This is a genomic window from Anabaena sp. CCY 9613 (genome assembly GCF_963920895.1).
In the GTDB taxonomy this organism is placed as follows: domain Bacteria; phylum Cyanobacteriota; class Cyanobacteriia; order Cyanobacteriales; family Nostocaceae; genus Cyanocohniella.
In genome coordinates, this window is sequence record NZ_CAWUDE010000008.1 from 23,035 (window position 1) to 45,191 (window position 22,157).

At 41.4% G+C, this 22,157-nt stretch carries 23 protein-coding genes; 18 read left to right on the forward strand and 5 right to left on the reverse strand.

Going from position 1 to position 22,157, the window contains the following annotated elements:
* The first annotated feature begins 29 nt into the window (after positions 1 to 29).
* The gene (locus tag ACM0OT_RS11240; RefSeq protein ID WP_414564441.1) at positions 30 to 1,358 is read left to right on the forward strand and encodes a proton extrusion protein PcxA; all 1,329 of its coding nucleotides are present in this window, start codon (positions 30 to 32) and stop codon (positions 1,356 to 1,358) included.
* A gap of 29 nt (positions 1,359 to 1,387) precedes the next feature.
* Here ACM0OT_RS11240 and ACM0OT_RS11245 read toward each other — a convergent pair whose 3' ends face one another.
* Positions 1,388 to 1,975, reverse strand: coding sequence for a GNAT family N-acetyltransferase (locus tag ACM0OT_RS11245; RefSeq protein WP_414564442.1), 588 nt, complete (start codon positions 1,973 to 1,975; stop codon positions 1,388 to 1,390).
* Positions 1,976 to 2,375: 400 nt separating this feature from the next.
* Between ACM0OT_RS11245 and ACM0OT_RS11250 the strand changes: the two genes are divergently transcribed.
* The 4 genes from ACM0OT_RS11250 to ACM0OT_RS11265 all read left to right on the forward strand — a co-directional run bounded on the left by ACM0OT_RS11250 (position 2,376) and on the right by ACM0OT_RS11265 (position 4,195).
* Positions 2,376 to 2,822, forward strand: coding sequence for a PIN domain-containing protein (locus ACM0OT_RS11250; RefSeq protein WP_414564443.1), 447 nt, complete (start codon positions 2,376 to 2,378; stop codon positions 2,820 to 2,822).
* Positions 2,823 to 3,123: 301 nt separating this feature from the next.
* Positions 3,124 to 3,357, forward strand: a complete 234-nt coding sequence (locus ACM0OT_RS11255) for a hypothetical protein (RefSeq protein ID WP_414541883.1) — start codon at positions 3,124 to 3,126, stop codon at positions 3,355 to 3,357.
* A gap of 67 nt (positions 3,358 to 3,424) precedes the next feature.
* Positions 3,425 to 3,691: a hypothetical protein gene (locus ACM0OT_RS11260; protein ID WP_414564444.1), complete on the forward strand. Its 267-nt coding sequence runs from the start codon at positions 3,425 to 3,427 to the stop codon at positions 3,689 to 3,691.
* Positions 3,692 to 3,931: 240 nt separating this feature from the next.
* A complete protein-coding gene (locus ACM0OT_RS11265) occupies positions 3,932 to 4,195 on the forward strand; it encodes a DUF3146 family protein (protein ID WP_414564606.1) in 264 nt (87 codons plus the stop codon).
* 47 nt (positions 4,196 to 4,242) lie between these two features.
* Here the strand turns inward: ACM0OT_RS11265 and ACM0OT_RS11270 are convergent, their stop codons facing one another.
* Positions 4,243 to 4,686, reverse strand: a complete 444-nt coding sequence (locus ACM0OT_RS11270; protein ID WP_414541881.1) for a pre-16S rRNA-processing nuclease YqgF — start codon at positions 4,684 to 4,686, stop codon at positions 4,243 to 4,245.
* Between the two features lie 446 nt (positions 4,687 to 5,132).
* Between ACM0OT_RS11270 and ureA the strand changes: the two genes are divergently transcribed.
* The 7 genes from ureA to ureC all read left to right on the forward strand — a co-directional run bounded on the left by ureA (position 5,133) and on the right by ureC (position 10,760).
* Positions 5,133 to 5,438 carry an urease subunit gamma gene (gene ureA / locus ACM0OT_RS11275; RefSeq protein WP_414564445.1) on the forward strand — a complete coding sequence of 102 codons (306 nt, stop codon included), beginning with the start codon at positions 5,133 to 5,135 and terminating at the stop codon, positions 5,436 to 5,438.
* Positions 5,439 to 5,771: 333 nt separating this feature from the next.
* Positions 5,772 to 6,089 carry an urease subunit beta gene (locus tag ACM0OT_RS11280; protein WP_414564607.1) on the forward strand — a complete coding sequence of 106 codons (318 nt, stop codon included), beginning with the start codon at positions 5,772 to 5,774 and terminating at the stop codon, positions 6,087 to 6,089.
* Positions 6,090 to 6,103: 14 nt separating this feature from the next.
* Positions 6,104 to 6,733, forward strand: coding sequence for an urease accessory protein UreG (ureG, locus tag ACM0OT_RS11285; protein WP_414564446.1), 630 nt, complete (start codon positions 6,104 to 6,106; stop codon positions 6,731 to 6,733).
* A 165-nt stretch (positions 6,734 to 6,898) separates the two neighbouring features.
* Entirely contained in the window at positions 6,899 to 7,762 is an 864-nt protein-coding gene (locus tag ACM0OT_RS11290; RefSeq protein WP_414564447.1) for an urease accessory protein UreD, read from the forward strand.
* Positions 7,759 to 8,283: an urease accessory protein UreE gene (locus ACM0OT_RS11295; RefSeq protein WP_414564448.1), complete on the forward strand. Its 525-nt coding sequence runs from the start codon at positions 7,759 to 7,761 to the stop codon at positions 8,281 to 8,283. Before ACM0OT_RS11290 ends, ACM0OT_RS11295 begins: the two co-directional genes overlap by 4 nt.
* Positions 8,280 to 8,984: an urease accessory protein UreF gene (locus ACM0OT_RS11300; RefSeq protein WP_414564449.1), complete on the forward strand. Its 705-nt coding sequence runs from the start codon at positions 8,280 to 8,282 to the stop codon at positions 8,982 to 8,984. The genes ACM0OT_RS11295 and ACM0OT_RS11300 overlap by 4 nt, the downstream gene beginning before the upstream one ends.
* 36 nt (positions 8,985 to 9,020) lie before the next feature.
* Positions 9,021 to 10,760: an urease subunit alpha gene (ureC, locus tag ACM0OT_RS11305; RefSeq protein ID WP_414564450.1), complete on the forward strand. Its 1,740-nt coding sequence runs from the start codon at positions 9,021 to 9,023 to the stop codon at positions 10,758 to 10,760.
* Positions 10,761 to 10,903: 143 nt separating this feature from the next.
* On the opposite strand, the gene ACM0OT_RS11310 is transcribed toward ureC, so the two are convergent.
* Both ACM0OT_RS11310 and ntcA read right to left on the reverse strand, forming a co-directional pair.
* The gene (locus tag ACM0OT_RS11310; RefSeq protein ID WP_414564451.1) at positions 10,904 to 12,355 is read right to left on the reverse strand and encodes a DUF3084 domain-containing protein; all 1,452 of its coding nucleotides are present in this window, start codon (positions 12,353 to 12,355) and stop codon (positions 10,904 to 10,906) included.
* A gap of 192 nt (positions 12,356 to 12,547) precedes the next feature.
* Complete coding sequence (ntcA, locus tag ACM0OT_RS11315) at positions 12,548 to 13,219, reverse strand: global nitrogen regulator NtcA (RefSeq protein ID WP_010998529.1); 672 nt, start codon at positions 13,217 to 13,219, stop codon at positions 12,548 to 12,550.
* A gap of 375 nt (positions 13,220 to 13,594) precedes the next feature.
* Between ntcA and fabI the strand changes: the two genes are divergently transcribed.
* From fabI to ACM0OT_RS11345, 6 genes are all read left to right on the forward strand, one after another.
* On the forward strand, positions 13,595 to 14,371 hold the full coding sequence (fabI, locus tag ACM0OT_RS11320; RefSeq protein ID WP_414541873.1) for an enoyl-ACP reductase FabI: 777 nt from the start codon (positions 13,595 to 13,597) through the stop codon (positions 14,369 to 14,371).
* A 99-nt stretch (positions 14,372 to 14,470) separates the two neighbouring features.
* Positions 14,471 to 15,121 (forward strand): imidazoleglycerol-phosphate dehydratase HisB, encoded by a 651-nt coding sequence (hisB, locus tag ACM0OT_RS11325; protein WP_414564452.1) that lies wholly within the window; start codon positions 14,471 to 14,473, stop codon positions 15,119 to 15,121.
* Between the two features lie 112 nt (positions 15,122 to 15,233).
* Positions 15,234 to 16,214: an ABC transporter ATP-binding protein gene (locus tag ACM0OT_RS11330; RefSeq protein WP_414564608.1), complete on the forward strand. Its 981-nt coding sequence runs from the start codon at positions 15,234 to 15,236 to the stop codon at positions 16,212 to 16,214.
* Between the two features lie 528 nt (positions 16,215 to 16,742).
* The gene (locus ACM0OT_RS11335) at positions 16,743 to 18,269 is read left to right on the forward strand and encodes a polysaccharide biosynthesis/export family protein (RefSeq protein ID WP_414564609.1); all 1,527 of its coding nucleotides are present in this window, start codon (positions 16,743 to 16,745) and stop codon (positions 18,267 to 18,269) included.
* Between the two features lie 123 nt (positions 18,270 to 18,392).
* Complete coding sequence (locus ACM0OT_RS11340; protein WP_414564453.1) at positions 18,393 to 20,063, forward strand: alpha/beta hydrolase; 1,671 nt, start codon at positions 18,393 to 18,395, stop codon at positions 20,061 to 20,063.
* A 277-nt stretch (positions 20,064 to 20,340) separates the two neighbouring features.
* The gene (locus ACM0OT_RS11345) at positions 20,341 to 21,189 is read left to right on the forward strand and encodes an SPFH domain-containing protein (protein ID WP_414564454.1); all 849 of its coding nucleotides are present in this window, start codon (positions 20,341 to 20,343) and stop codon (positions 21,187 to 21,189) included.
* Here the strand turns inward: ACM0OT_RS11345 and folP are convergent.
* Positions 21,179 to 22,042 carry a dihydropteroate synthase gene (gene folP / locus ACM0OT_RS11350; protein WP_414564455.1) on the reverse strand — a complete coding sequence of 288 codons (864 nt, stop codon included), beginning with the start codon at positions 22,040 to 22,042 and terminating at the stop codon, positions 21,179 to 21,181. The two genes, ACM0OT_RS11345 and folP, sit on opposite strands and share 11 nt — an antisense overlap.
* Positions 22,043 to 22,157 lie beyond the last annotated feature (115 nt).

The window sequence follows — 22,157 nt, forward strand, 5'->3', positions numbered from 1 at the left end:
GTTAATAATCACCAATAAATGCTAGATGATTGCCTACAATGAGAATGCCTATTTTTAGCCAAAAGATTTACCCGTTTTTACTGTCTGCTTATAGATGGTACTTACTAACTCCAGAGCGTTCACTAGAAGAGGCTTACAAGGCAGCGATAAAGATTAAAGCCATCGAAGACGAGTATTTCAACGGTCGAAAAATAGACTTAAACTCAGCCATCTACAGTAACAGTGTGATGGATTATTTTGAGTCCGACTTGAAGAAACAATTAAAAATTGTCCGGATGCGACTGACAGAGTTTCGAGCTAGTCGTTGGTTTGCTAATGAATCTAATCAAAAAGCCATCCAGAAAACGGGTATAGAATATTCTAATGCTACTTTAATTTTAGAAAATTTGAAGTTCATTGATCAAGTTACTTCAAAATATAATAACCTGGATTATGAAATAATTTCTTCAGATTTAGTAAAGAAACCTCAAATTGTCAAAGTTGATGCGTCTTCTGCACAAATATCAACACCCCAATTACCGAATCAAAATCAAGAACCGCCTAAAAAACAGCGCCGCAAAGCTGATAGTATGGGCATATTACCCCGTTCTATTTTAAGTACTATAGGGCGTCTACAAGTTGAATTAGACCCAAATTCTGAACAAGATGTTGTTAAAAATTTCCGTCAGACTCAAAGAAGAACAATAATATCTATTCGATTTCTTTTACTATTAATTATCATACCTCTTTTAACTCATCAAATCTCCAAAGTCTTGATAGTAGGACCAATAATTAACCATTTTAGAAGTCCCGATACAACGCAAGTATTCCTTAATTTTGAAATGGAGGAAGAAGCATTAGTAGAACTGCAAAGATTTGAAGAAAGAATTAAATTTGAAAATATGATTGGTATTGCTCCGCCACTATCGTCAGAAGAAGTAGAAAAAGAGATAGAAGCTAAAGCACGTAAAATCGCTGAAGAATTTCGATACGAAAGTGCTAATGCTATTAAAAACGTTTTTTCAGATATTTTTTCTGTTGGTGCTTTTATTTGTGTATTGATTGCCAGTAAGCCTTCTATCTTAGTGCTAAAAGACTTTTTTGATCATGTGGTTTATGGTCTTAGTGACAGTGCTAAAGCCTTTATTATCATTTTATTTACCGATGTATTTGTAGGATTCCACTCTCCTCATGGCTGGGAGGTAATTTTAGAAGGTGTATCCCGCCATTGGGGTTTACCAGCCAATCGAGATTTTATCTTCTTATTTATTGCCACATTTCCCGTAATTTTAGATACTATATTTAAATATTGGATTTTCCGGTACTTAAACCGCATATCGCCTTCAGCAGTTGCCACTTACCGTAATATGAATGAGTAAATCAGAGTTAAAAATTTAGCTAAAATTTGCTAATCCACAGCATAACTCTTAAACATCCTAACTACCGGCAGCATTTCACCATTTGGCAAAGGGATATCAAATTGCTGAATGACATGATAGCCAAACTTAGCATAGAGAAATTCACCAGCTAAAGTAGCTATAATCTCTAGTTTCTGAAATCCAGCATCACATGCGGCTGTCTCGCATTGTTGCATTATTTGGCTACCAATTCCTCGACGTGCCCAAGTGGGATCTACAAAAAATGCCCGAATTTTGGCAGCCTCAATTTTGGGATCTAGAAAACTTTCTTCTGCCATACTTTTGCTTTGATCCCCTCCATAAAGAGTTTTTCGTTTGCTCCATCCGCCACAACCAATGATTTGGCTTTTGCTTTCAGCAACAAAATAAGTACCATCATCAATAAGTTGGCTATCGACACCAAAAACACTTCCCAAAGCGCCTTCAATCTGCTGAAAGGTGTAGTAATTAGCTTGAAGTTTCCTAGCAGATTTAGGAATTAGATTGGTAAGTGCAGGTATATCTTTGAAGCAAGCGAGGCGAATATATACATCCATTGCTAGAAATACTGATAACGTTACGTCCCCTTCCCTGTGCATCTTAGAGGCTTCGGGTACTTTACGTAGGAATGTTATTAGTTTGGAACCATCATCAATAACTTTTCGTCGTTTCAGATAATCTTTAAGTCAGTACTAGCCTATATTCAGACGGGTTAATGGGGTGTTCATACCTGTTTTTATGGGGACAAAACTCTAATTTGAAAAAAATTTGACATGCTATCGGGAATCTTGCCAATACCGATTGTATTCATTGATGTCTATACCCAACTAACATAGCTTATACGTATTTATATTTGTTTTTTAGTAATTTAAATCACAAAAACTTTGGTTGGATTTAAAACAAGCAAGTACTGGAAAATTTCAGTAGCAAAGATGCAAATTAAATGTGTGTTAGCTAAGTTGTGACGCTACAGTTATGCGAATATCCAGGGGATTGAAAGTGATCAGAATTTTATTTGATGCTGATTTGATATTAGAAGCTTTGATGCATCGTCAAGAATTTACAGGAGACATTAGTAAATTATTAGACAGCACAAATCCATTGATTCAGATGCAAATTACAGAGGTTGGCTGGCAGAAACTTTACACTTATGCTAAGTGCTTACAAAACCATAAGATTGCTAAAATAGTGATCTATTGGTTACAAGCAAAAATTCAAGTTTGCCATGTTAACCAGCAAATTCTTCAGCAAGCACGCTCATTACCCTTAAAGGATTTTGAATCTGCCGTCGAGTTAGCTTGTGTTGACTATTGGCACTTAGATGCAATTGTCACCCACAAACCAGAAGATTTTAATGGGAATGTCAATAAATTGTGGGTGTGGTCTATAGCCGACTTGTGTTTACGGGCCAATTTAGAAAGTCAGTTACAGGAAACTATCATCTAGCTAATTAAAACTAGCCCCTTCACAGAAAACTCAAGTATGATCAAGGAGAGGGCAAGCTAAAGCTTAAATGAAAGTCTAAGTTGCGGTTCGTCTGTGATTGCAGAAGACTCACTCTCAAGCTATGGTAGCGTGATCTATTTTACAACATATCCAAATTAGTTGCCATCTATCATTAATTTATGTAAACAAGCTCATCTTTAGCTATCTCTGATTGTGTTGATTAGTTACTTTTGAGGATGCAATGTAGCACTAATCGTGAAATCATGAGAATATAAAGAAAATCTTAAGGAAAAGAAGACTCATGATAACTGCCAAAACAATACAACAAATCTGGAGTGTAATTGAGTCTACCCAAGTTAGCACCTTGCTTCAGTTTGACGATGCAGCCTTAGTACAACTACTTCTTCAGAAATTAAAAGCCCAGCAACCCTTGGAAACACATACAGACAAGAGTCTCAATACCTACATTGAATCCAAGCTGCCCCTAATTCGTGATACGGCGGAAGGCCGACAATTATTTGGGCAAGGCAATTAATAATCATATTCAACAGCAAAATTACTCATGGTCAATCATCTTCTCAGAATTTAACCACTTCAATATTATGAATCACTGGCTAGGAATTGCCCTGGTAGCTTATCTAATTGGAGCGGCAATTGAAGGGGTGAGTACAGCCAGTCAACTATGTCATTCAACACCAGAGCTAGTTAAAGACCTTAAAGCTCAATCTTCAGATTCAGAGACGCCGCCGTCAATGTCAAGTTGGCGAGTTATAGCTACTGTTGCTTCGGTAAGTATCTGTGGAGCTTTTTGTTGGCCTTGCCGATTGATTCATCGTTCAGTTAAAACAAATATTTCATCTAAAGAATAAATTTATATCTTGCGTCTACACTCTAGTATCGCTACGCGGAAATCAAGGTGTAGATGCTTTTGAGCGGCTTGCCCCAGGCATCGTTTTCTATAAGAATGCATAAAGTCGAATTAAAGATTTCTACAAAATATTCCCTTTGTTCGTTTGTCGATTTCAGCGAAGTTTGGTAAATAAAAGAAGTAGGCTACTAGGAAGTAATCTACAGAATCAGCTGTTATCCCACACGTGACACCAAGCATTGTGAGTGCTAAACGTCTGCCAGAAACCATTGCCCATGTTAGAATTATCCGCCAATCGTGGCAACATGGCTTCCTTGAAGGTGAAGTCAGCGCGGGTACGTTTGAGTGGCATTTCCTGTGGCATTTCCGCCAGGGAGAATTGTCAGTTAAACCATCTCAAGGTCGCGCACTTATTAAAGAACCCCTCGGCCGCTTTTTGGAACAACAAGATTACCAGCTAGAGCCTGGGGGAGATTATGCTTTTACTATTCGGGCTGAACTTTAGTTATTGCTCATTGGTCATTAGTTCTTTTCTTTGATCTCGCCCAGTCCCTACTCCCTACTGATTGTTAGGCGATTTAAGTATCTTTCAATTAAGAGGAGGGCAACAATATCATCTATGGGTCGTGGCGGCTGTCGCATACCCTGTGGTAATAGCTTTGTCAGACCTTTGGGTGGGTACATTTGCCAATAGCGATCGCGTGCTTCTAAAGTGCTGTAGCGTTCATCAACTAAAATAATGTTGAGCTGATCTGTCAGTTCCTGGTGCAGTTGCTGTTTCCATTTTTTAGCGGTAGTTTGGTCACCCATGACTAGTAAGGAAACTGGAAATTGTTGGCGTAGTGTTTCAATGGTAGCGATCGCCTTTGGAGCAACTACGACTTGATGATAATATAGTTGTCGATCCAGTCCCATAATGGCTAAACCACACTTGTCTTTACCTGGGTCAAAGCCCAAAATAACTGGTTGCGTTGGCGAAAATTCACTGATAGTCATATCAAATACACTTAAATCCTATAAATAATTTTGGGTTAAATATTTTAATATCATGGCGTTTTTCATAATTTTAACGTGAGTTTGACAGAACTAAAAAATAGCAGCATTACAGCAAATCAATCTTTGGTATAAATGTCAAGAGATGATTTTTGTGGTAAATACCTATAAGCAGCTAAACCAGCCATCAAGTTGATTCAAAAATTCAACTTACTACTGTATCTAAAGTATTCAATTTGACATATCAAAGGAAAGAGGTAACAGGCTTGAAGTCTTTAGTTATCTGGGTTTGATAATCTGTTGATGCTCTAGGCTACTTGGCGAATGCCATAACTATTTGTTTAACTGTTCTTAACTGTCCTTGCATTTTTGCTAAGATACTGAGAAAATTTCAAAGCGTGTATACATTGCATCACTCATAAAATTATTTATATCTAAGGAACAATTTTATGCAACTAACACCTCAAGAAAAAGATAAATTATTGATTTTTACGGCTGCTTTGGTAGCAGAAAGACGAAAACAAAAAGGGTTAAAGCTTAATTACCCTGAAGCAACGGCATACATCTCTGCGGCGATTATGGAAGGCGCAAGAGAAGGAAAAACTGTGAGTCAGTTAATGAGTGAAGGCACAAAACTTTTGCATCGGGACGATGTTATGGATGGCATTCCAGAAATGCTTCATGAAGTGCAAATTGAGGCCACATTTCCCGATGGAACAAAATTAGTAACAGTACACAATCCGATTCAAGACTAATACTATTCCAGATTTTAGATGGAGAATTGATATTAAAAGGATATATAAATGTATACGAGTAATAAAGTGACAATTTACGCTCATGCTGATTTTCAGGGAACCCAAAAAGAGCTAGATGAAGGCGAATATAATATTAACGATTTGGGTATTGGTCACAATCAACTGAGTTCGTTAACAGTCCCCGCAGGTATGAAAGTTACCCTGTACGAATATGAAGATTTTCGGGGTCGGAGTAAAACCTTTACCGGCAACGTTGCCAATTTGGAGGATATTAAAGTTGAGGGTGCGAACTTCAACAATTTGACCTCCTCAATTAAGGTCGCCAAAATAGCAATGACCCCAGGACAAATTATTATTACCAAATCAGAACCTCTGGAACTGAATGCTGGACGCAATATTGTCAAACTTCGGGTCAGTAATATAGGCGATCGCCCCATCCAGGTGGGTTCTCATTTCCACTTTTATGAAGTGAATACTGGTCTGCAATTTGACCGCCATCAAACCAAAGGAATGCGTCTCAACATTCCCGCAGGTACAGCCATCAGATTTGAACCAGGGGATGAAAAAGAAGTCGAGTTAGTCCCCTATGGTGGTACGCGCCAGATTTATGGCTTTAATGGATTAGTCAATGGGTATGTAGATCAGCAATAAAAGGGAGATGCGCCATGTCAAATTCAGCAGCCCGGCTAGGAATTGGGGGGCCAGTGGGTAGCGGAAAAACAGCCTTGATTGAGTGTATTGTTCCCATATTGATGCATCAAGGCATTGAAATTGCCGTTGTCACCAACGACTTACTCACCACAGAAGATGCAGATCGGCTCAAAGGACGAGGCTTTTTACCTCCAGAACGAATTATTGGTGTCGAAACGGGTAGCTGTCCGCACACAGCAATTCGGGAAGACCCAACAATGAATCTTTTAGCCGTTAAGGACTTTGAATTACAGTTTCCTCAATTAGACTTGATCCTCATTGAAAGTGGCGGTGACAATCTGGCTTCTACTTTTAGTTATGAGTTGGTGGATGCCTATATTTTTGTGATTGACGTAGGTGCAGGAGATGATATTCCTCGCAAAAAAGGCCCAGGCTTTTTACAAGCTGATTTAGTGGTGGTGAATAAAATTGATATTGCTCCTTATGTGGGTGCAGATTTGGAATTAATCCGCCAACAAGCCCCCTTACATCGTCGAGGTAAACCCATAGCGTATACCAATTGCAAGACACAAGCAGGATTGGACGAGGTAGTTAATTTTATTTTGGAGACAGTTTTGTTTCGCAGTCCTTCTGTCATTACATAATTGGCTGTGTAGCAGCTTAGGAATATGAATTAAATAACATGCAAGTCTAATTTTTGACCTCACCCCGCCTTTGACTTGCGTCAAAGTCTCCCCTCTCCTTGGTAAGGGGGTTGGGGGTGAGGTTCTGTATTTTATGAAATCCACATTCCTTAGTTGAGGTTCAATGTGTTATCTTTGCCAACTTTAGAAACTATTAAACCCACAAATAACTTAGAGTTAGAGCTGAAGTGCGATCGCTTTGGTCAAACTATTATTAGTCACCAATATGCAACTTATCCCTTAAGCGTCTCTCCCGTATTTCGTCTCGATGATGAAGACGATTCCCATCGCGCCTATCTCTATATTGTGAGTACATCTCCAGGTTTACTCGCTGGAGATGAGTTAAATGTTTCTTTGCAACTCGCCGCTAATACTAGCCTTTACCTCACCGATCAGGCTGCTACTAAAGTACATTCTATGCCCGCAGCCAAAGCCACAACACATTATGAAATTGAAATTGGCCCAGGAGCGAGCTTAGAGTTGATCCCAGAACCCTTGATTTTGTATGCAGATGCTGCTTTAGAGCAAACAATAAATATTAAAATTCATGACACCGCAAAACTATGCTTAAGTGAAATCATTCTCCCAGGAAGGCTGGCTAGAGGAGAATTTTACCAGTTTCAACATTATTTTAGTCGCCTGCGCGTGACTTCTACTTGGGGAGAGCTATGGTTTAGTGATGCCATGCGCTTAGAAGGAAAGCTTAATCCCTTTATTCAAAGTCATCTCTTTTCCTGTGCGCCTGTCCTTGGTAGTTTAATTGTCATCTTACCCGAAACTAACTGGGAATTATTGAGTGCCAGTGTAGAAAATTTAGCAGCTGCAAATTGCTCTGATTTGACTGTAGCAAGTTCGATCTTGCCTGATCACAAAGGTCTATTGATTAGGGCTATGGCTAATGGAACTCACGAACTTAAAAACTATTGGAAATATGTTCTCAACTGCGTGCGCCGCAGTAGCTATCAATCTCCTTTACCTGATTCATTATGACTGAATTAGCACAAATTTATCTAGGCAATTTAACTGAAAACACTAGTCTAGCTTCACAGATAGAGCAAGCTCGTTGCTCGGAGCGTTGTTTAGAAGTTTCCATTAGTCAAAGTGATAGCCGTAAAGGGAGGATTCACGCTCACACTAGCTCTGGCATAGCTGTAGGAATTGTCAAAAGTCGTGATTGGTCACTGCAAGAAGGAGATGTTTTAGAAACCCAACAAGGTAACTTATTACTAATTCATCTACAAGAACAAAAATTAATGGTATTGAGTTTTACCGAGCCAGTAGGCGATCGCGCTATGGAATTGGTTCATCTGGGCCATGTTCTAGGAAATCACCATTGGCCGATTATTGTGCAAAATCACAAGCTTTATCTCCAGCTAGCCGCAGATGTGGAAGTCATGGAATCAACCATCCGCAATTTCCAGATTCCTGGTTTAAAAATTGACTATGAATCACCATCGTCAGCTACACAGCTTGACTTTGATCACCACACACACCACCATCACGGCTCATGAATCAACCGATATCTGCGATCGCGCAACAACTGGCTCTGATGCAATTATCTGATTCGTTTTTTCCTTCTGGCTCATTTACCCTGTCTCATGGGCTAGAATGCCTGGTTCAAGACGAACAACTACACGGTTGTGAAGACTTACAGATATTTCTGCGGCTGTTATTGCGTAATAAGATAGGAACTACGGATCTAGTTGCATTAATTCATGCCTATGAAGGAAGTGCAAGTGGTGACTTAGCCGCTGTGCGACAAGCTGATACCCAACTATTTGCTCAAACCTTAGTAGAAAAAACTCGTGAAACCCAACGCAAAAGCGGACGAGCCTTGCTGATGGTTGCTAGTTCCACATGGGAAGATTCTCAATTAAACACCCTGAATCAAGATGCCGTTACAGGTAAAATTCACTGCTTACATCCGGTAATTTTTGCTGTCGTCGGTAGGGTAGCGGGTTTGAGTAAAGGGGATACTGTATTGGCTTTTTTACATAGCTTCATTGCCGGTTTATTGGGGGCTGCTATCCGCTTAAGTGTTGTCGGACATATTCAAGCACAACAAGTCCTGCTTCAGCTAGCGCCAGATATGGAAGCAATCTGCAAAGCTGCTGCATCAATCAGCTTAAATGAAATGTGGTCTTGTACGCCTTTTATCGATGTTGCCCAAATGCGACATCAAAAATTGTCTCACAGGTTATTTGCTAGTTAAAACTTAGGTAATTTTCAAGTTAATTCAGGAGCAAAAATGAGCTACCGCATGAACCGTCGAGAATACGCAGCCATGTTTGGCCCTACCATAGGCGATCGCATCCGTCTTGCTGATACAGATTTATTCATTGAAGTAGAAGCAGACTATACCAGTTACGGAGGTACTCTCTACGGCGATGAAGTGAAATTCGGCGGTGGTAAGGTGATCCGAGATGGTATGGGACAATCTCCCCTCACCCAAGCCCAAGATCCCAAGGTAGTAGATTTGGTAATTACCAACGCCTTGATTCTTGACTGGTGGGGCATCGTTAAAGCCGATGTTGGGATTAAAAATGGGGAAATCGTCGAAATTGGCAAAGCAGGCAATCCCTACACTCAAGACAACATTGATATCATTATTGGCCCCGGTACGGAAGTAATAGCTGGAGAAGGCAAAATTTTGACGGCTGGAGCCATCGATAGCCACATTCACTTTGTTTGTCCCCAGCAAATTGAAACTGCCTTGGCTGCTGGTACAACTACCATGCTTGGCGGCGGTACTGGCCCGGCTACTGGGACTCTTGCTACTACTTGCACTCCTGGTACTTGGAATATTCACCGGATGCTCCAAGCTGCTGATGGCTTCCCCATGAACATAGGTTTGCTGGGCAAAGGCAATACCAGCCAACCCCAAGGATTAGTTGAACAAGTTGCTGCGGGAGTAATTGGTTTAAAGCTGCACGAAGACTGGGGATCTACTCCCGATGCCATTAACAATTGTCTTACCGTTGGCGATGAATATGATGTACAAGTAGCAATTCATACCGATTCTCTCAACGAAGCCGGATTTGTAGAAAATACCATTGCGGCATTTCAAGGTCGTGTCATTCACACTTACCATACTGAAGGTGCAGGCGGAGGTCACGCGCCTGACATTTTGAAAGTTTGCAGTTTAACTAATGTGTTACCCGCTTCGACTAATCCCACTCGTCCCTACACCATCAACACTTTTGATGAACACAAAGATATGTTAATGGTGTGCCATCACCTCGATAAAAATATTCGGGAAGATGTCAAATTTGCTGAGTCGAGGATACGTAAGGAAACCATCGCCGCGGAAGATTTATTGCACGATATGGGTGCTATCAGTATCATGGCTTCCGATTCCCAAGCTATGGGAAGGGTAGGGGAAGTAATTACTCGCACTTGGCAAACTGCCCATAAGATGAAAGTACAAAAGGGATTATTGCCGTCACCGGGAAATCCTTATGAAACCCATGACAATTTTAGGGCCAAGCGTTATGTCGCTAAATACACCATTAACCCGGCCATCACTCACGGAATTGCTAACTATGTGGGTTCCATTGAAAAAGGTAAAGTTGCCGACTTGTGTTTGTGGAAACCAGCTTTTTTTGGGGTCAAACCAGAGCTTGTTATTAAAGGAGGAATGATCGCTTGGGCGCAAATGGGTGATCCCAACGCCAGTATCTCTACTCCTGAGCCAGTTTATATGCGTCCGATGTTTGGTAGTTTTGGTGGCGCAATGGCTCATACCTCTATTACCTTTGTTTCTCAAACCGCTTTGGATGGGGGTATACCCGCTCAACTGGGCTTAACAACTCGCACCTTAGCGGTTAGTAATACACGTAATCTGAGTAAGGCAGATTTGAAACTCAACGATGCGACTCCCCATATTGAGGTTGATCCGGAAACCTTTTATGTGAGGGTGGATGGAAAATTATTGACTTGTGAACCTGCTACCTCTTTACCAATGGCACAGCGTTATTTCTTATTTTAAGGACTAGTACCGCTGCCTTGAAAGTCAAAATTCAAATTTTAAGTCCGCCAAATCATCCTTAATAAACAGTTTGTAGAAGCTGCTATGCGTCTACAGTCCCTCATTCCAGGGCTAAAGTCCTGACTAGGAGCGAACCTTTTTTATTAAGTGCTAAACAGAACTTGTCCATTGACGATAGCCAACAGTTTTACTCTTAACGGCCCTGCTGTATAAGTATCCTCCGCGGCGATCGCTTTGATTTCCAACGTTTGCTCATACTGCCTTAATTGCGAGAAAAAGCGTAAAAAAGTATTGTCTAATTGGACATTTTCGACGATTCCCGCATTCCGGGCCCGAAATTGAGAAGCCGAAATTAGCAGATCCAGTCTTTGCCGCAGTTGATAGGTGGTCATATTTTTAGGATCAGCCGTAGTTGTGGCCAAAACCTCACTTCCGGAAAAAACTAGTTGATTGCGTGCTGTATCTGCAAAAAATTCTATCTGGTTTTCTCCCCTGACATAATTGCCAGCTGAGAAGATTCGCATGACGTATTCCCTACCATCGTTAATTTGCTGGGTTAGTTGCTCAATTCTTTCTGGGGTAACACGCAATATATCTTCATTCGCAGGGATTGTCCCAGGTTCTGAGAGTTCAATGTTGGCATTGCGGTTAGCTTCCTGCAACAGCTGGATTACCACCTGACGCGCTAGGTCTTCTTGGTTAATACCACGAACTACACCAGATGCCAAAACTTGACCCCGAAATAAAGCTAGTTTGCCTAAACGCAAATCACGGTATGACTGGTAATATTTTTCTAGTCTGGCTACTTCTTGTTCTAAATAATTCTGTTGTCTTTCTAATTCTTTGAGGCGAGATTCCCTAATGGCAATTACTTGTTCTCGCGCCGCAATTTCTTCATTGCGCTTTTTAATTAATCCATCTAGTTCGGCAATTTTGCGATCGCGCTGGTCTATAGCTGTTTTGGCTTCATCAATGGCTTTTTTTGCTTCGGCGTAAAGTCGTTGACGTTCTGCCCTAAGTTCTTCAATGGCTGACTGCAATACTTTTCTCTGATCATAAACGCTTTGCAGTTCCGTTAGGGCTTGTTCATAGCGATTAGCTACTTGACTTAATTGACCTTGGGTGCGTTGGAGTTGTTTTTGGGTTTGGGCCTGTTGGCTAAGGGTGCGGTTTAGTTGGGCTTGAGTTTCCCGTTGTTTAGTATTTGCTGCTTGTAAGGACTTATTAATTACTTGTAACTCTTGTTGTGCTTGGGCTTGTTCAATCCTTGCTTGGCTTAACTCACTTTCTACCTGACTTTTTTGAGTTTCGGCAACTTTTAGCTGTTCGCGCTTTTCTCTCAAGTCTCTTTGAATATCCTCTAGCTCAAAGACCCCTTGCCTTAATCCTTCATCAGCCACAAATAAGATTCCCAAAGTTGATGTGGCAATCAATGCACCAGTAAAAATAGTCACTAGTACTGCTGTGCTTTTGGGACGAAGCTTAAATAGTGAGAGGCGAGCCTTGCCAACACGTGTGCCAATGCGATCGCCCACAGTGGCAATTACGCCCCCCAAAATTAAAATTGCTGCTATAAGGATGTACCCGGTGGTCATCTTCAGCTACCGTTCACGTAGTGTGCCGGAGGCATAATGCTTCCAGATACAGCCTACTACTTTCAAACATTATCTGGTGGAGGATGGAATATTGGCAATAGCTGAAACTACTCACGATTTTAGATTTACCTCCAGCTATGGGTGTCATCTTGAAAAACACAACACTTGCCACTCCACCTCCGTCTATTGCTTTTAAGTAAACTGCCTACTTAACGTAACAGGTTTATGCACAGTAATCTTCTTTTTGTGGATGGAAATCATCTTTTTCTCACGCAAATCCCCTAATAACCTGGTGACAGTTACACGAGTTGAACCAATTGCCTCAGCGATCGCCTGATGAGATAACTTGAGATCAATCGTAATTCCATCTGCACAAGGAACACCAAAATCACGACAAAGAATTAATAGAAAACTCACCAATCTCGAACCCATATCCCGGTGAGCCAAGGTTTCAATCATCATCTCTGTCTGTAAAATCCGCGAAGATAGTCCCCGCAGCATCAACATGGATAATTCTGGATTTTCCTTAAGTGCTTGCTCTACCTGTTCAATAGGAGCTGAAAGCAACTCTACAGGAGTAAATGCAACTGCATGGTAAAATCTATCTGACTTATTTCCCGTCAGTAATGACAACACACCAAAAACGCTATTTTCCCGCAGCAGTGCTACCGTTATTTCCTCACCTGCTTCGTACACCCTGGAAAGTTTAACAGCACCCTTTAAAAGAAAATAAACTCGTTCAGCAGGATCGCCGGGAAAAAAGATCGTTTTGTTGCGTTCAAACGTTTCCACAACCGGAGGAAAAGCTCCAGTTGCCATCTGACGAAATACATTTGCTAGGGCTTTATCTTGTGTCACGATCATCTCCCTTCCCCTACCCAATGCCGGAAAAACAAAAACTGATTACCTAAGAATACACCCGAAAAAAGAATAAAGCACCGTCAACCTTTCTGTGCATTCCTATACTCAACCCCACAACTTCACAGTTATTTGTTCATAATGATACATAATTTTTCATGTTTTTAGCTAGTAGTTGTTATAAGTACTTGCACAGTTGTAGTCATCAGGTTTTTTGCCAAAATTTTCATAATATCTTGAGAATATCTTAAGGATTATCTAGGAAAATTTTTCCGAAAACAGTTCACATAATCATCATTTTTGCAAATCATGTGTAAAACCAAGATAAACTCACCTCAGATTCTAGTATGCTCCTAATGATTGGTTGCATTTACAATTTCTATGCTGAATCTCACTGGAAAAAACGCCTTAGTTACAGGAATTGCCAATAACCGCTCCATCGCCTGGGGGATTGCTCAACAACTGCATCAAGCAGGAGCAAACTTAGGTATTACTTACTTGCCAGATGACCGAGGCAAGATGGAGAAAAAAGTTGCCGAATTAGTGGAACCTCTTAATCCCAGCTTATTTGTTCCCTGTAATGTCCAAAACGACGAACAAATTCAGTCTACCTTTGCAGCCATTCAAGAAAAATGGGGCAAACTAGACATTCTTATTCACTGTTTAGCTTTCGCCAACAAAGACGATTTAACTGGTGGTTTTAGCCAAACCTCTCGTGCTGGATTTAAAACCGCTTTAGAAATTAGCACCTACTCCTTAGTGCAATTAAGCGGTGCAGCCAAACCGCTAATGACAGAAGGAGGTAGTATTATTACCCTGACATATTTAGGTGGTGTCAGAGCTGTTCCCAACTACAATGTCATGGGAGTAGCTAAAGCGGGTTTAGAAGCTAGTGTACGTTATTTAGCGGCTGAACTAGGGCCACAAAACATTCGCGTCAATGCCATCTCCGCCGGGCCAATTCGCACTTTGGCGTCATCAGCAGTAGGCGGAATCTTAGATATGATTCACCATGTAGAAGAAGTAGCCCCCCTCCGACGCACCGTCACCCAGCAAGAAGTAGGCAACACAGCTGCCTTCTTGTCCAGCGATTTAGCCAGTGGTATCACCGGGCAAGTTCTGTACGTAGATGCAGGATATGAAATCATGGGAATGTAAGATCATTGGGGGAGTGGAAGCTAGAGGCTAGAGGCTAGAGATAAATTCCTCTGTCATCTCCCCCAATACCCAATACCTAATACCCAGTCCCCATTTCCTATGCAAACAAGCGATACCTTCAGTAAGGACTCCGTCCAACGCCAAATTATCGAAGCTCAAACTGCTCGCGTGGCCTCTGTTCACCGCACCACTGGTGAGACGGATGTGCAAGTTACCATTAACCTGGATGGTACAGGTATCTGCACCTCAGCCACCGGGATTCCGTTTTTGGATCACATGTTGCATCAAATTGCCTCTCACGGGTTGATTGACTTAAATGTCCAAGCCCAGGGAGACTGGGAAATTGATGACCACCATACCAATGAAGATGTAGGTATCACTTTAGGGCAAGCTTTCGCTCAAGCATTAGGGAATAGAAAAGGAATTGTCCGCTTTGGTAATTTTCTCGCACCCTTAGATGAAGCTTTAGTGCAAGTGGCGCTAGATTTTTCTGGACGTCCACACTTGAGTTACGGCTTGGATATTCCTACCCAGCGTGTGGGAACTTATGATACTCAGCTAGTACGCGAGTTTTTTGTAGCTTTGGTCAACCATAGCCAAATGACACTTCACATTCGCCAACTGGATGGTATTAATTCCCATCATATTATTGAGGCGACATTTAAAGCTTTTGCTAGAGCTACCCGGATGGCTGTGGAAATTGATCCTCGTCGCGGTGGTACTATTCCCAGTTCCAAGGGTTTTCTGTAAAAGTAAAACAGAGGGTGTCAATTAGCTGTTTGGTTTGTGATAATTGACAAACCTAGTGGTAATTATGACTGTTAGACCATTGGGTACACTGCAATTAATACACGAAACAGAGATGAAGTCTGGTGCAAATACCCTTAATTCTCCGCTGAATATTACAGAAAATCCGCCAGTAGTCCTAACTGCTGATTTGCGAAAAGTCTATCGCACGGGATTTTGGCTGAATCAAAAAATTGTATCCCTTAAAGGTTGTTCGCTCACGGTATACCAAGGTGAAACCTTTGGGTTACTAGGGCCTAATGGTGCTGGTAAAACTACTCTGTTAAAACTGTTGTTGGGAATTATTCGTCCCACTGCCGGCAAGGGTTTATTATTAGGTCAACCATTAGGCGATCGCCATGCTAAACAACGTATCGGTTATCTGCCAGAAAATCCTTATTTATATGACTATCTCACGGGCTGGGAATTTTTACAGCTAGCGGCTGGGTTATTCCAAATTCCTCAAAGTGTACAACGTCAACGCATTCCCCAACTATTGGAATTAGTGGGTTTATCCCTCACAGATGCCCAAAAAAAGCCCATGCGGCGCTATTCTAAAGGCATGTTACAGCGTGTGGGTATGGCCCAGGCACTGATAAATGATCCAGACTTGATATTTCTCGATGAACCAATGTCTGGTTTAGATCCTGTGGGACGCTACCAAATGCGGGAAATTATTTTGTCCCTCAAAGCCGCCGGGAAGACGATTTTCTTTAACAGTCATGTTCTTAGTGAAGTCGAACAAATTTGCGATCGCATAGCTATCCTCTCTCAAGGTAAGATGATTTGTTCTGGTTCTCTTTATGAACTTTTAGGAACTGGAAACACATACTACGTCAAAGGTCAAGGTGGTGACGGGGAAATTTTGAAAAAATGGATACCGAGCCTAGTATTTGCCCATGATGGTTCTTGGCAAGGCACGCTACAAGAAGATTATTATGATTTTCTTGCTAGTCTCCGTTTGATGGGGGGGCAAATCATTTCTATGAACTTATCTCGCCACACCCTAGAAGATTTCTTTATTCAACAGTTACAAAAAAGTAAGCCGGTTAATTAGTATTTCTGACTGGTCAAAATTTTTCACCGTACATCTTTCTATTACAGAATACACCGTATACGCAAGTGTCCGATTCTGGAAAAAGTGAGGGACAATTTTCTAATACCATCTGTCAAATTTATCCAATACCAGCTATTTTTGCCAAAATAACAGTTAAAATTCTCTCTTGCTTTATTGAGAATTTTTAGTTGATAAAGCCCCTAAAGTATAAACTGTGGCTGCTGTAGATGAATGTTATTGATGACAAAAGTAATTTTTTTAACTCAAATAAAATGATTCTTTTTTTGATATCAATCAAATACCATAGGAGGGAATTTATACTAGACTGAAACTCAAGTACATCTTTAAGTTAACTTTACTAAAAATTCAACATTAATAAATAAATATCCCTCCGGAAAATTACACTTTTCAAGGAAAATAAGTAATGTTGGGGAACTTGAATCGGGGAACTTGAATAATTAAGTATAGTCAAAATTTAGATGTTTATAAAAAACTATGCCGATCACAGTCTTAGAGTCTAAGGTAAATATGCTTAACACAGGTTTGCTGAAATTCCTCACCCAACCAGTTATGGGTGTGGCTTTGTTAACGGCTGTCAGTGCGGCTGTACCGTCTGCGAGCCTAGCTCAGGGACAATTAGTACCACCAACACAACCAGCATCACCAACGGGTCAACAAGTATTTCCTACAGGACAACAAGTATCACCGGGTACACAACCAATATTTCCTACGGGACAACAAGTATCACCAAGTGTACCAATAGATACTAATTATTCTTTAGGTGGTGGTGATCTAATTCGCGTAAACGTATTTGAAGTACCAGAATATACAGGCGAATATCAAATTCCTCCAGGTGGATCAATTAACCTACCTTTAATTGGCAGTGTTTCCGTTTTGGGTCTGACAACCGAACAAGCGGCTGATGAAATTGCCAACAGGTATTCTCGCTTTCTCAAACGTCCCCTGATTTCAGTTAACCTGTTATCACCTAGACCTATTAATATTTTAGTTGCTGGAGAAGTAACACGTCCTGGGTCTTATACTCTGAACTTACAAGGTGGCGCGGGTAATAATCCAGGGGTACAATACCCAACTGTATTAGCTGCACTCACCACAGCCCAAGGCGTGACCTTGGCAGCAGATGTAACTCAAGTGCAATTAAGACGGAAAATTGGACGTTCTTCAGAGCAAGTTGTTAATCTCAATTTAAAAGAACTAATTCAAACAGGTAGGATAGACCAAGATATTACTTTAAGAGATGGTGACACCATAGTTGTGCCAACTGCAACTACTTTCAACGTCGCAGAAGCACGAAATTTATTTTCAGCTAACTTTGCCGCTAGCCCCACAACACCACGTACTGTAGCCATCATTGGTGAAGTGAATCGTCCTGGCTCATATCTTGTTGGCCAGGGTGGTGGAGGTGAAGAAGGCGCTGGTGGTTTACCCACTGTAATGCGAGCGCTGCAAGTAGCTGGAGGAATTACATCACAAGCTGATGTTCGGAATCTCCAACTCCGCCGACCCACAAGAACTGGTTCACAACAAAATATAAATATCGATCTCTGGGAATTATTACAAAGCGGTGATATTGATCAAGACATAATTGTGCAGGACGGAGATACAATTGTCATTCCTACTGCTACTGAGATCAATACAGCAGAAGCTACTCAATTAGCTGCCACCACTTTGTCTCCGGCGACAATTCAAGTGGGCGTAGTAGGCGAAGTTAAACGACCGGGCGCCGTAGACATTAAGCCCAATAGCTCTTTAAATCAGGCATTACTGGCTGCGGGTGGATTCAACGACGCTAGAGCTAGAACAACCACAGTAGATTTAGTTCGCCTTAATCCTAATGGTTCTGTGACTAAGCGGGAAGTTAAAGTTGATTTCTCCCAAGGAATTAATGAAGAAACTAATCCCATACTCCGCAATAATGACGTTGTTATCGTCAACCGCTCTGGTTTAGCCTCGGCTGGCGATGCTGTGGGTACAGTAGTTAACCCACTAGGCGGTTTGTTAGGAGTATTCAGAGCTATATTCGGTCTGTTCTAAAAACTGTGGCTCAAGGATAATAAAAAGAGTGGGTTTGAAGTTGTTTTATTTGACTAGCGATGGCAACTTCAAACCCATAATTGTAGTCAATAAGTTGACTGACATTTTCACTCCTCACATCGTATGTACTCTTGGCTGGGTAAAAATTTACCTCAAACATCCTTCATTAAAGGATTATTGTGCAGTTTAACTTTAGTTGTAAGCTGTGGTGTCGACATCCCCACCACTCAAGCAGCAGAAACAGTTACTATTCGCTTGGGCCCCTTTCAACAATCTTTAAATATCAGCGACGTTGAAAGATTTGCCAAAACAGGTAACCTGCCAGAACACTTACAAATATATAGTGCTGTATTAACACCGCAAATCGGAGAATTACTGAACCGACAGTTACAAGTAGATCCAGGATTTGCCGATAAATTCATCGATGAATTAGCGCGATCGCCACAAGGCAGACAATTAATTACTTCCTTAGAAGCGGCAATACCAGGCAGTACGCCAGAAACCCTCCAGGCAGCACTCAACCTCTCTTTGCGTCAAGTCAACGGTTTAAGTGCAATTGGTTTTTTGCGAGCTTACCCACAGGAAAATATTACTGTAGACGCTTCTCAAGCAGCGCAAATTGCCTTAGCATTTAACGCCAATAACTTACAAAGTCAAGTTTTGGGTCGGTTGCTAGAACGAGAATTGTTAGTAAAAAATAATACGCCTTTTCAGCCAACCTTTGACCCCGCAACCACAGGTCAAGCAACCGTTCAACAGCAGACACTCACCTTCCAAGACAGTCAACGCAACCGCCGCATTCCTGTAGATATTTATTGGAGTCAGCAAAATACCCCAGCGCCATTGGTAGTACTTTCCCACGGATTGGGAGCCAATCGCCAATTTTTTAGCTATTTGGCACGTCATTTAGCTTCCCACGGGGTTACAGTTGCGGCAATTGAGCATCCAGGAAGTAATTCTACTGCTATCAATAAAGTGTCTAGTCAAGTCAACTTGGCACAATTACTACCAGCCAGGGAATTTGTTGACCGACCGCAAGATGTCAGCTTTTTACTCAACGAATTAGAAAAACTCAATACTCAAGCAGGACAACTGCAAGGAAAGCTCAACACAGAGCAAGTCACAGTTATCGGTCACTCCTTAGGTGGTCATACAGCATTAGCCTTAGTGGGTGGAGAAATAGATTTAAAGCCATTGCAAGAATTCTGTAAAACCTCTCTTTCCTTTGGCGAATCTCCCGGTGATTGGTTGCAATGTGCAGCGGCTAGTTTAAAAGATAGCAAACCACAGGTAAAAGACGAGCGAGTTAAAAGGGCGATCGCTCTTAATCCTCTTGTGGGTAGACTGTTTGGTAACAACGGTTTGAGCAAAGTTACCAAACCCGTTTTAATTGTCAGCAGCACCGAAGATGCTTTGACCCCAGCCTTGAGTCATCAAATTAGACCTTTTCAGCAACTAGGGGGTGCTAAATATTTGTTAACTGCCATTGGTGCAACTCACTTGAGTATTACCGATCCCGCATATCCGGCCAGTGCAGCGACTACACTTGTCAGAGAAAAGCGGGGACAAGAAACCGATGCTTTGCGCGAACTGATTCGTGGTGTAACTTTAGCGTTTATTAAACAAGACACACCAGAAGCCGCGATTTACCAACCATTTCTGACACCAGCCTACGCCCAATCACTATCTACCCAAGAAATACCCTTAAGGTTCAATTCTGATTTGCCAAGAAATATTAAACCCTGGTTGGGTTTCGCTATCAATGAAATGTGGGGAATTGGGAATCGGGAGTAAGGAGACACCAATCACTAATCCCTTATCCCCAAGCCCTAAAAGTAAATTTAATAACATACCTCCTCCTTGCCAGCGTGTGATCTAGGTGCTTTAATAGCGATCGCATGATGCCAAAATGTTCTGCCTAAGCAATACCTAGAAGACCAGCGACTTGTAATGAGATATCAATATTGATGTTCATAAGATTACAGCCTCAAAACATTAAGCTGAAATTAGGACTAAGGTAGTACCATGTCTTTTAAACTAAAATTCGCCCAAAAGCTGAATAGGAGGATGTATGGAGCCACTTATTGCCATAGTCTTAGCGCTGATAGGCTATGCCTTAGGATCTGCCAAATTAATTAATCAAGGTAACGAAGCCTTAGTAGAAAGGTTGGGGCGATATCATCGTAAACTTTCACCTGGACTGAACTTTATTGTGCCTCTGGTTGATCAGGTGGTGATGGAAGATACAACCCGCGAGCAGTTTCTAGATATCAAACCGCAAAATGTGATTACCAGAGATAACATTTACCTGGAAGTTGATGCTGTTCTGTTCTGGCGTATTAGAGATATGGTCAAGAGTTTTTACGAAATTGATGATCTCCAAGGTTCACTAACACAGTTAGCGACAACCACACTGCGAGAAGTCATTGCCCAAAATACTGTAGAGGAAACCAACGTTTCCCGTGCCGAAATGGATACAGCCATTTTAAACCAGTTGAATCGGACCACAGAAGATTGGGGCGTTCAGATTCTGCGATTAGATATTCAAAGCCTGACACCTCCGGAAAGCGTGCGAAAGTCAATGGAAGAGGAACGGGCTGCGGAAATAAAAAAACGAGCATTGGCTTTTGAAGCAGAAGGGGAACGTGACGCCGCTATTAAAAAAGCCCAAGGAACTCAAACTTCAATGCAGATAATTGCTGAAGCTTTACGTACCCATCCAGAAAGCAGAGAAATCTTACGGTATCTTGTAGCTCAAGATTATGTAATGGCTAGTCAAAAATTAGGTGAAAGCAATAACGCCAAAATTGTTTTTGTAGACCCCAGCAAAAGTAATGAAGTGTATGATCAGTTGATTGCTGATGCAGTAGCAAGAGAAGGTAACGGCAGAAGTTCTGAAAATGGTAATCCTAACTCTTAGGTATGCTGTATTCTTGTCGCAACAGCGCATCAGCTACCTGTGACACATCACGCATTTCTAAAACATCGTGAACTCGGAGGATATCAGCACCATTAAAAATTGCAGCACAACAAGCCGCTGCTGTGCCCCAAACCCGTGCTTGCGGATCTGGTTGATCTAAAATGTGACCAATGAAACTTTTACGGGATGCTCCTACCAAAATAGGACAGTTTAACTCTTTCAATAAATGCAAGCGGCGAAAAATTTCTAAATTTTGCTCATAATTCTTCGCAAAACCAATACCAGGATCAATAATAATTTTCTTTTGATCAACACCCACAGCAGTTGCCGCTGAAATTTGTTTTATTAAAAAACTAGAAATCTCTCTTATTAAATCCTCATAATCAGTCATTTGTTGCATAGTCTGCGGTGTACCCCGAATGTGCATCAACACAATTGGCACATCTAAACTAGCTACTGTGGGGAACATTTCTGAGTCAAAGGTGCCCCCAGAAATATCATTAATCATGTCTGCTCCAGCTTCTACAGATGCTTTTGCTACAGCAGCCCTAGTTGTGTCTACAGAAATTGGTACGGTAATTTCTTCTCTTAGCGCCTGCAATACTGGTATTACTCGATCCAGTTCTTCTGCTAAAGTTATTTGTGGCGCTCCCGGTCGAGTTGATTGACCACCCACATCAATAATGTCAGCACCAGCCGCTACCATTGCTTGTGCCTGTGCCAAAGCCGCAGAACTATTATTAAACACACCTCCATCACTAAAGCTATCAGGTGTGACATTCAAAATACCCATAAGATAAGTGCGCTGTCCCCAATGGAAACAGCGTCCTCGAATTATCAACTTGCTTGACATAAATTTACATAACTTATCTTTTTCTGCCAATGCGGACAAGATGCCCGCTGCACAAAAATTGTAATGAAAGCAAAAGCACTTTGATTATTCATTAGTGATTGAATAAAACGCATTC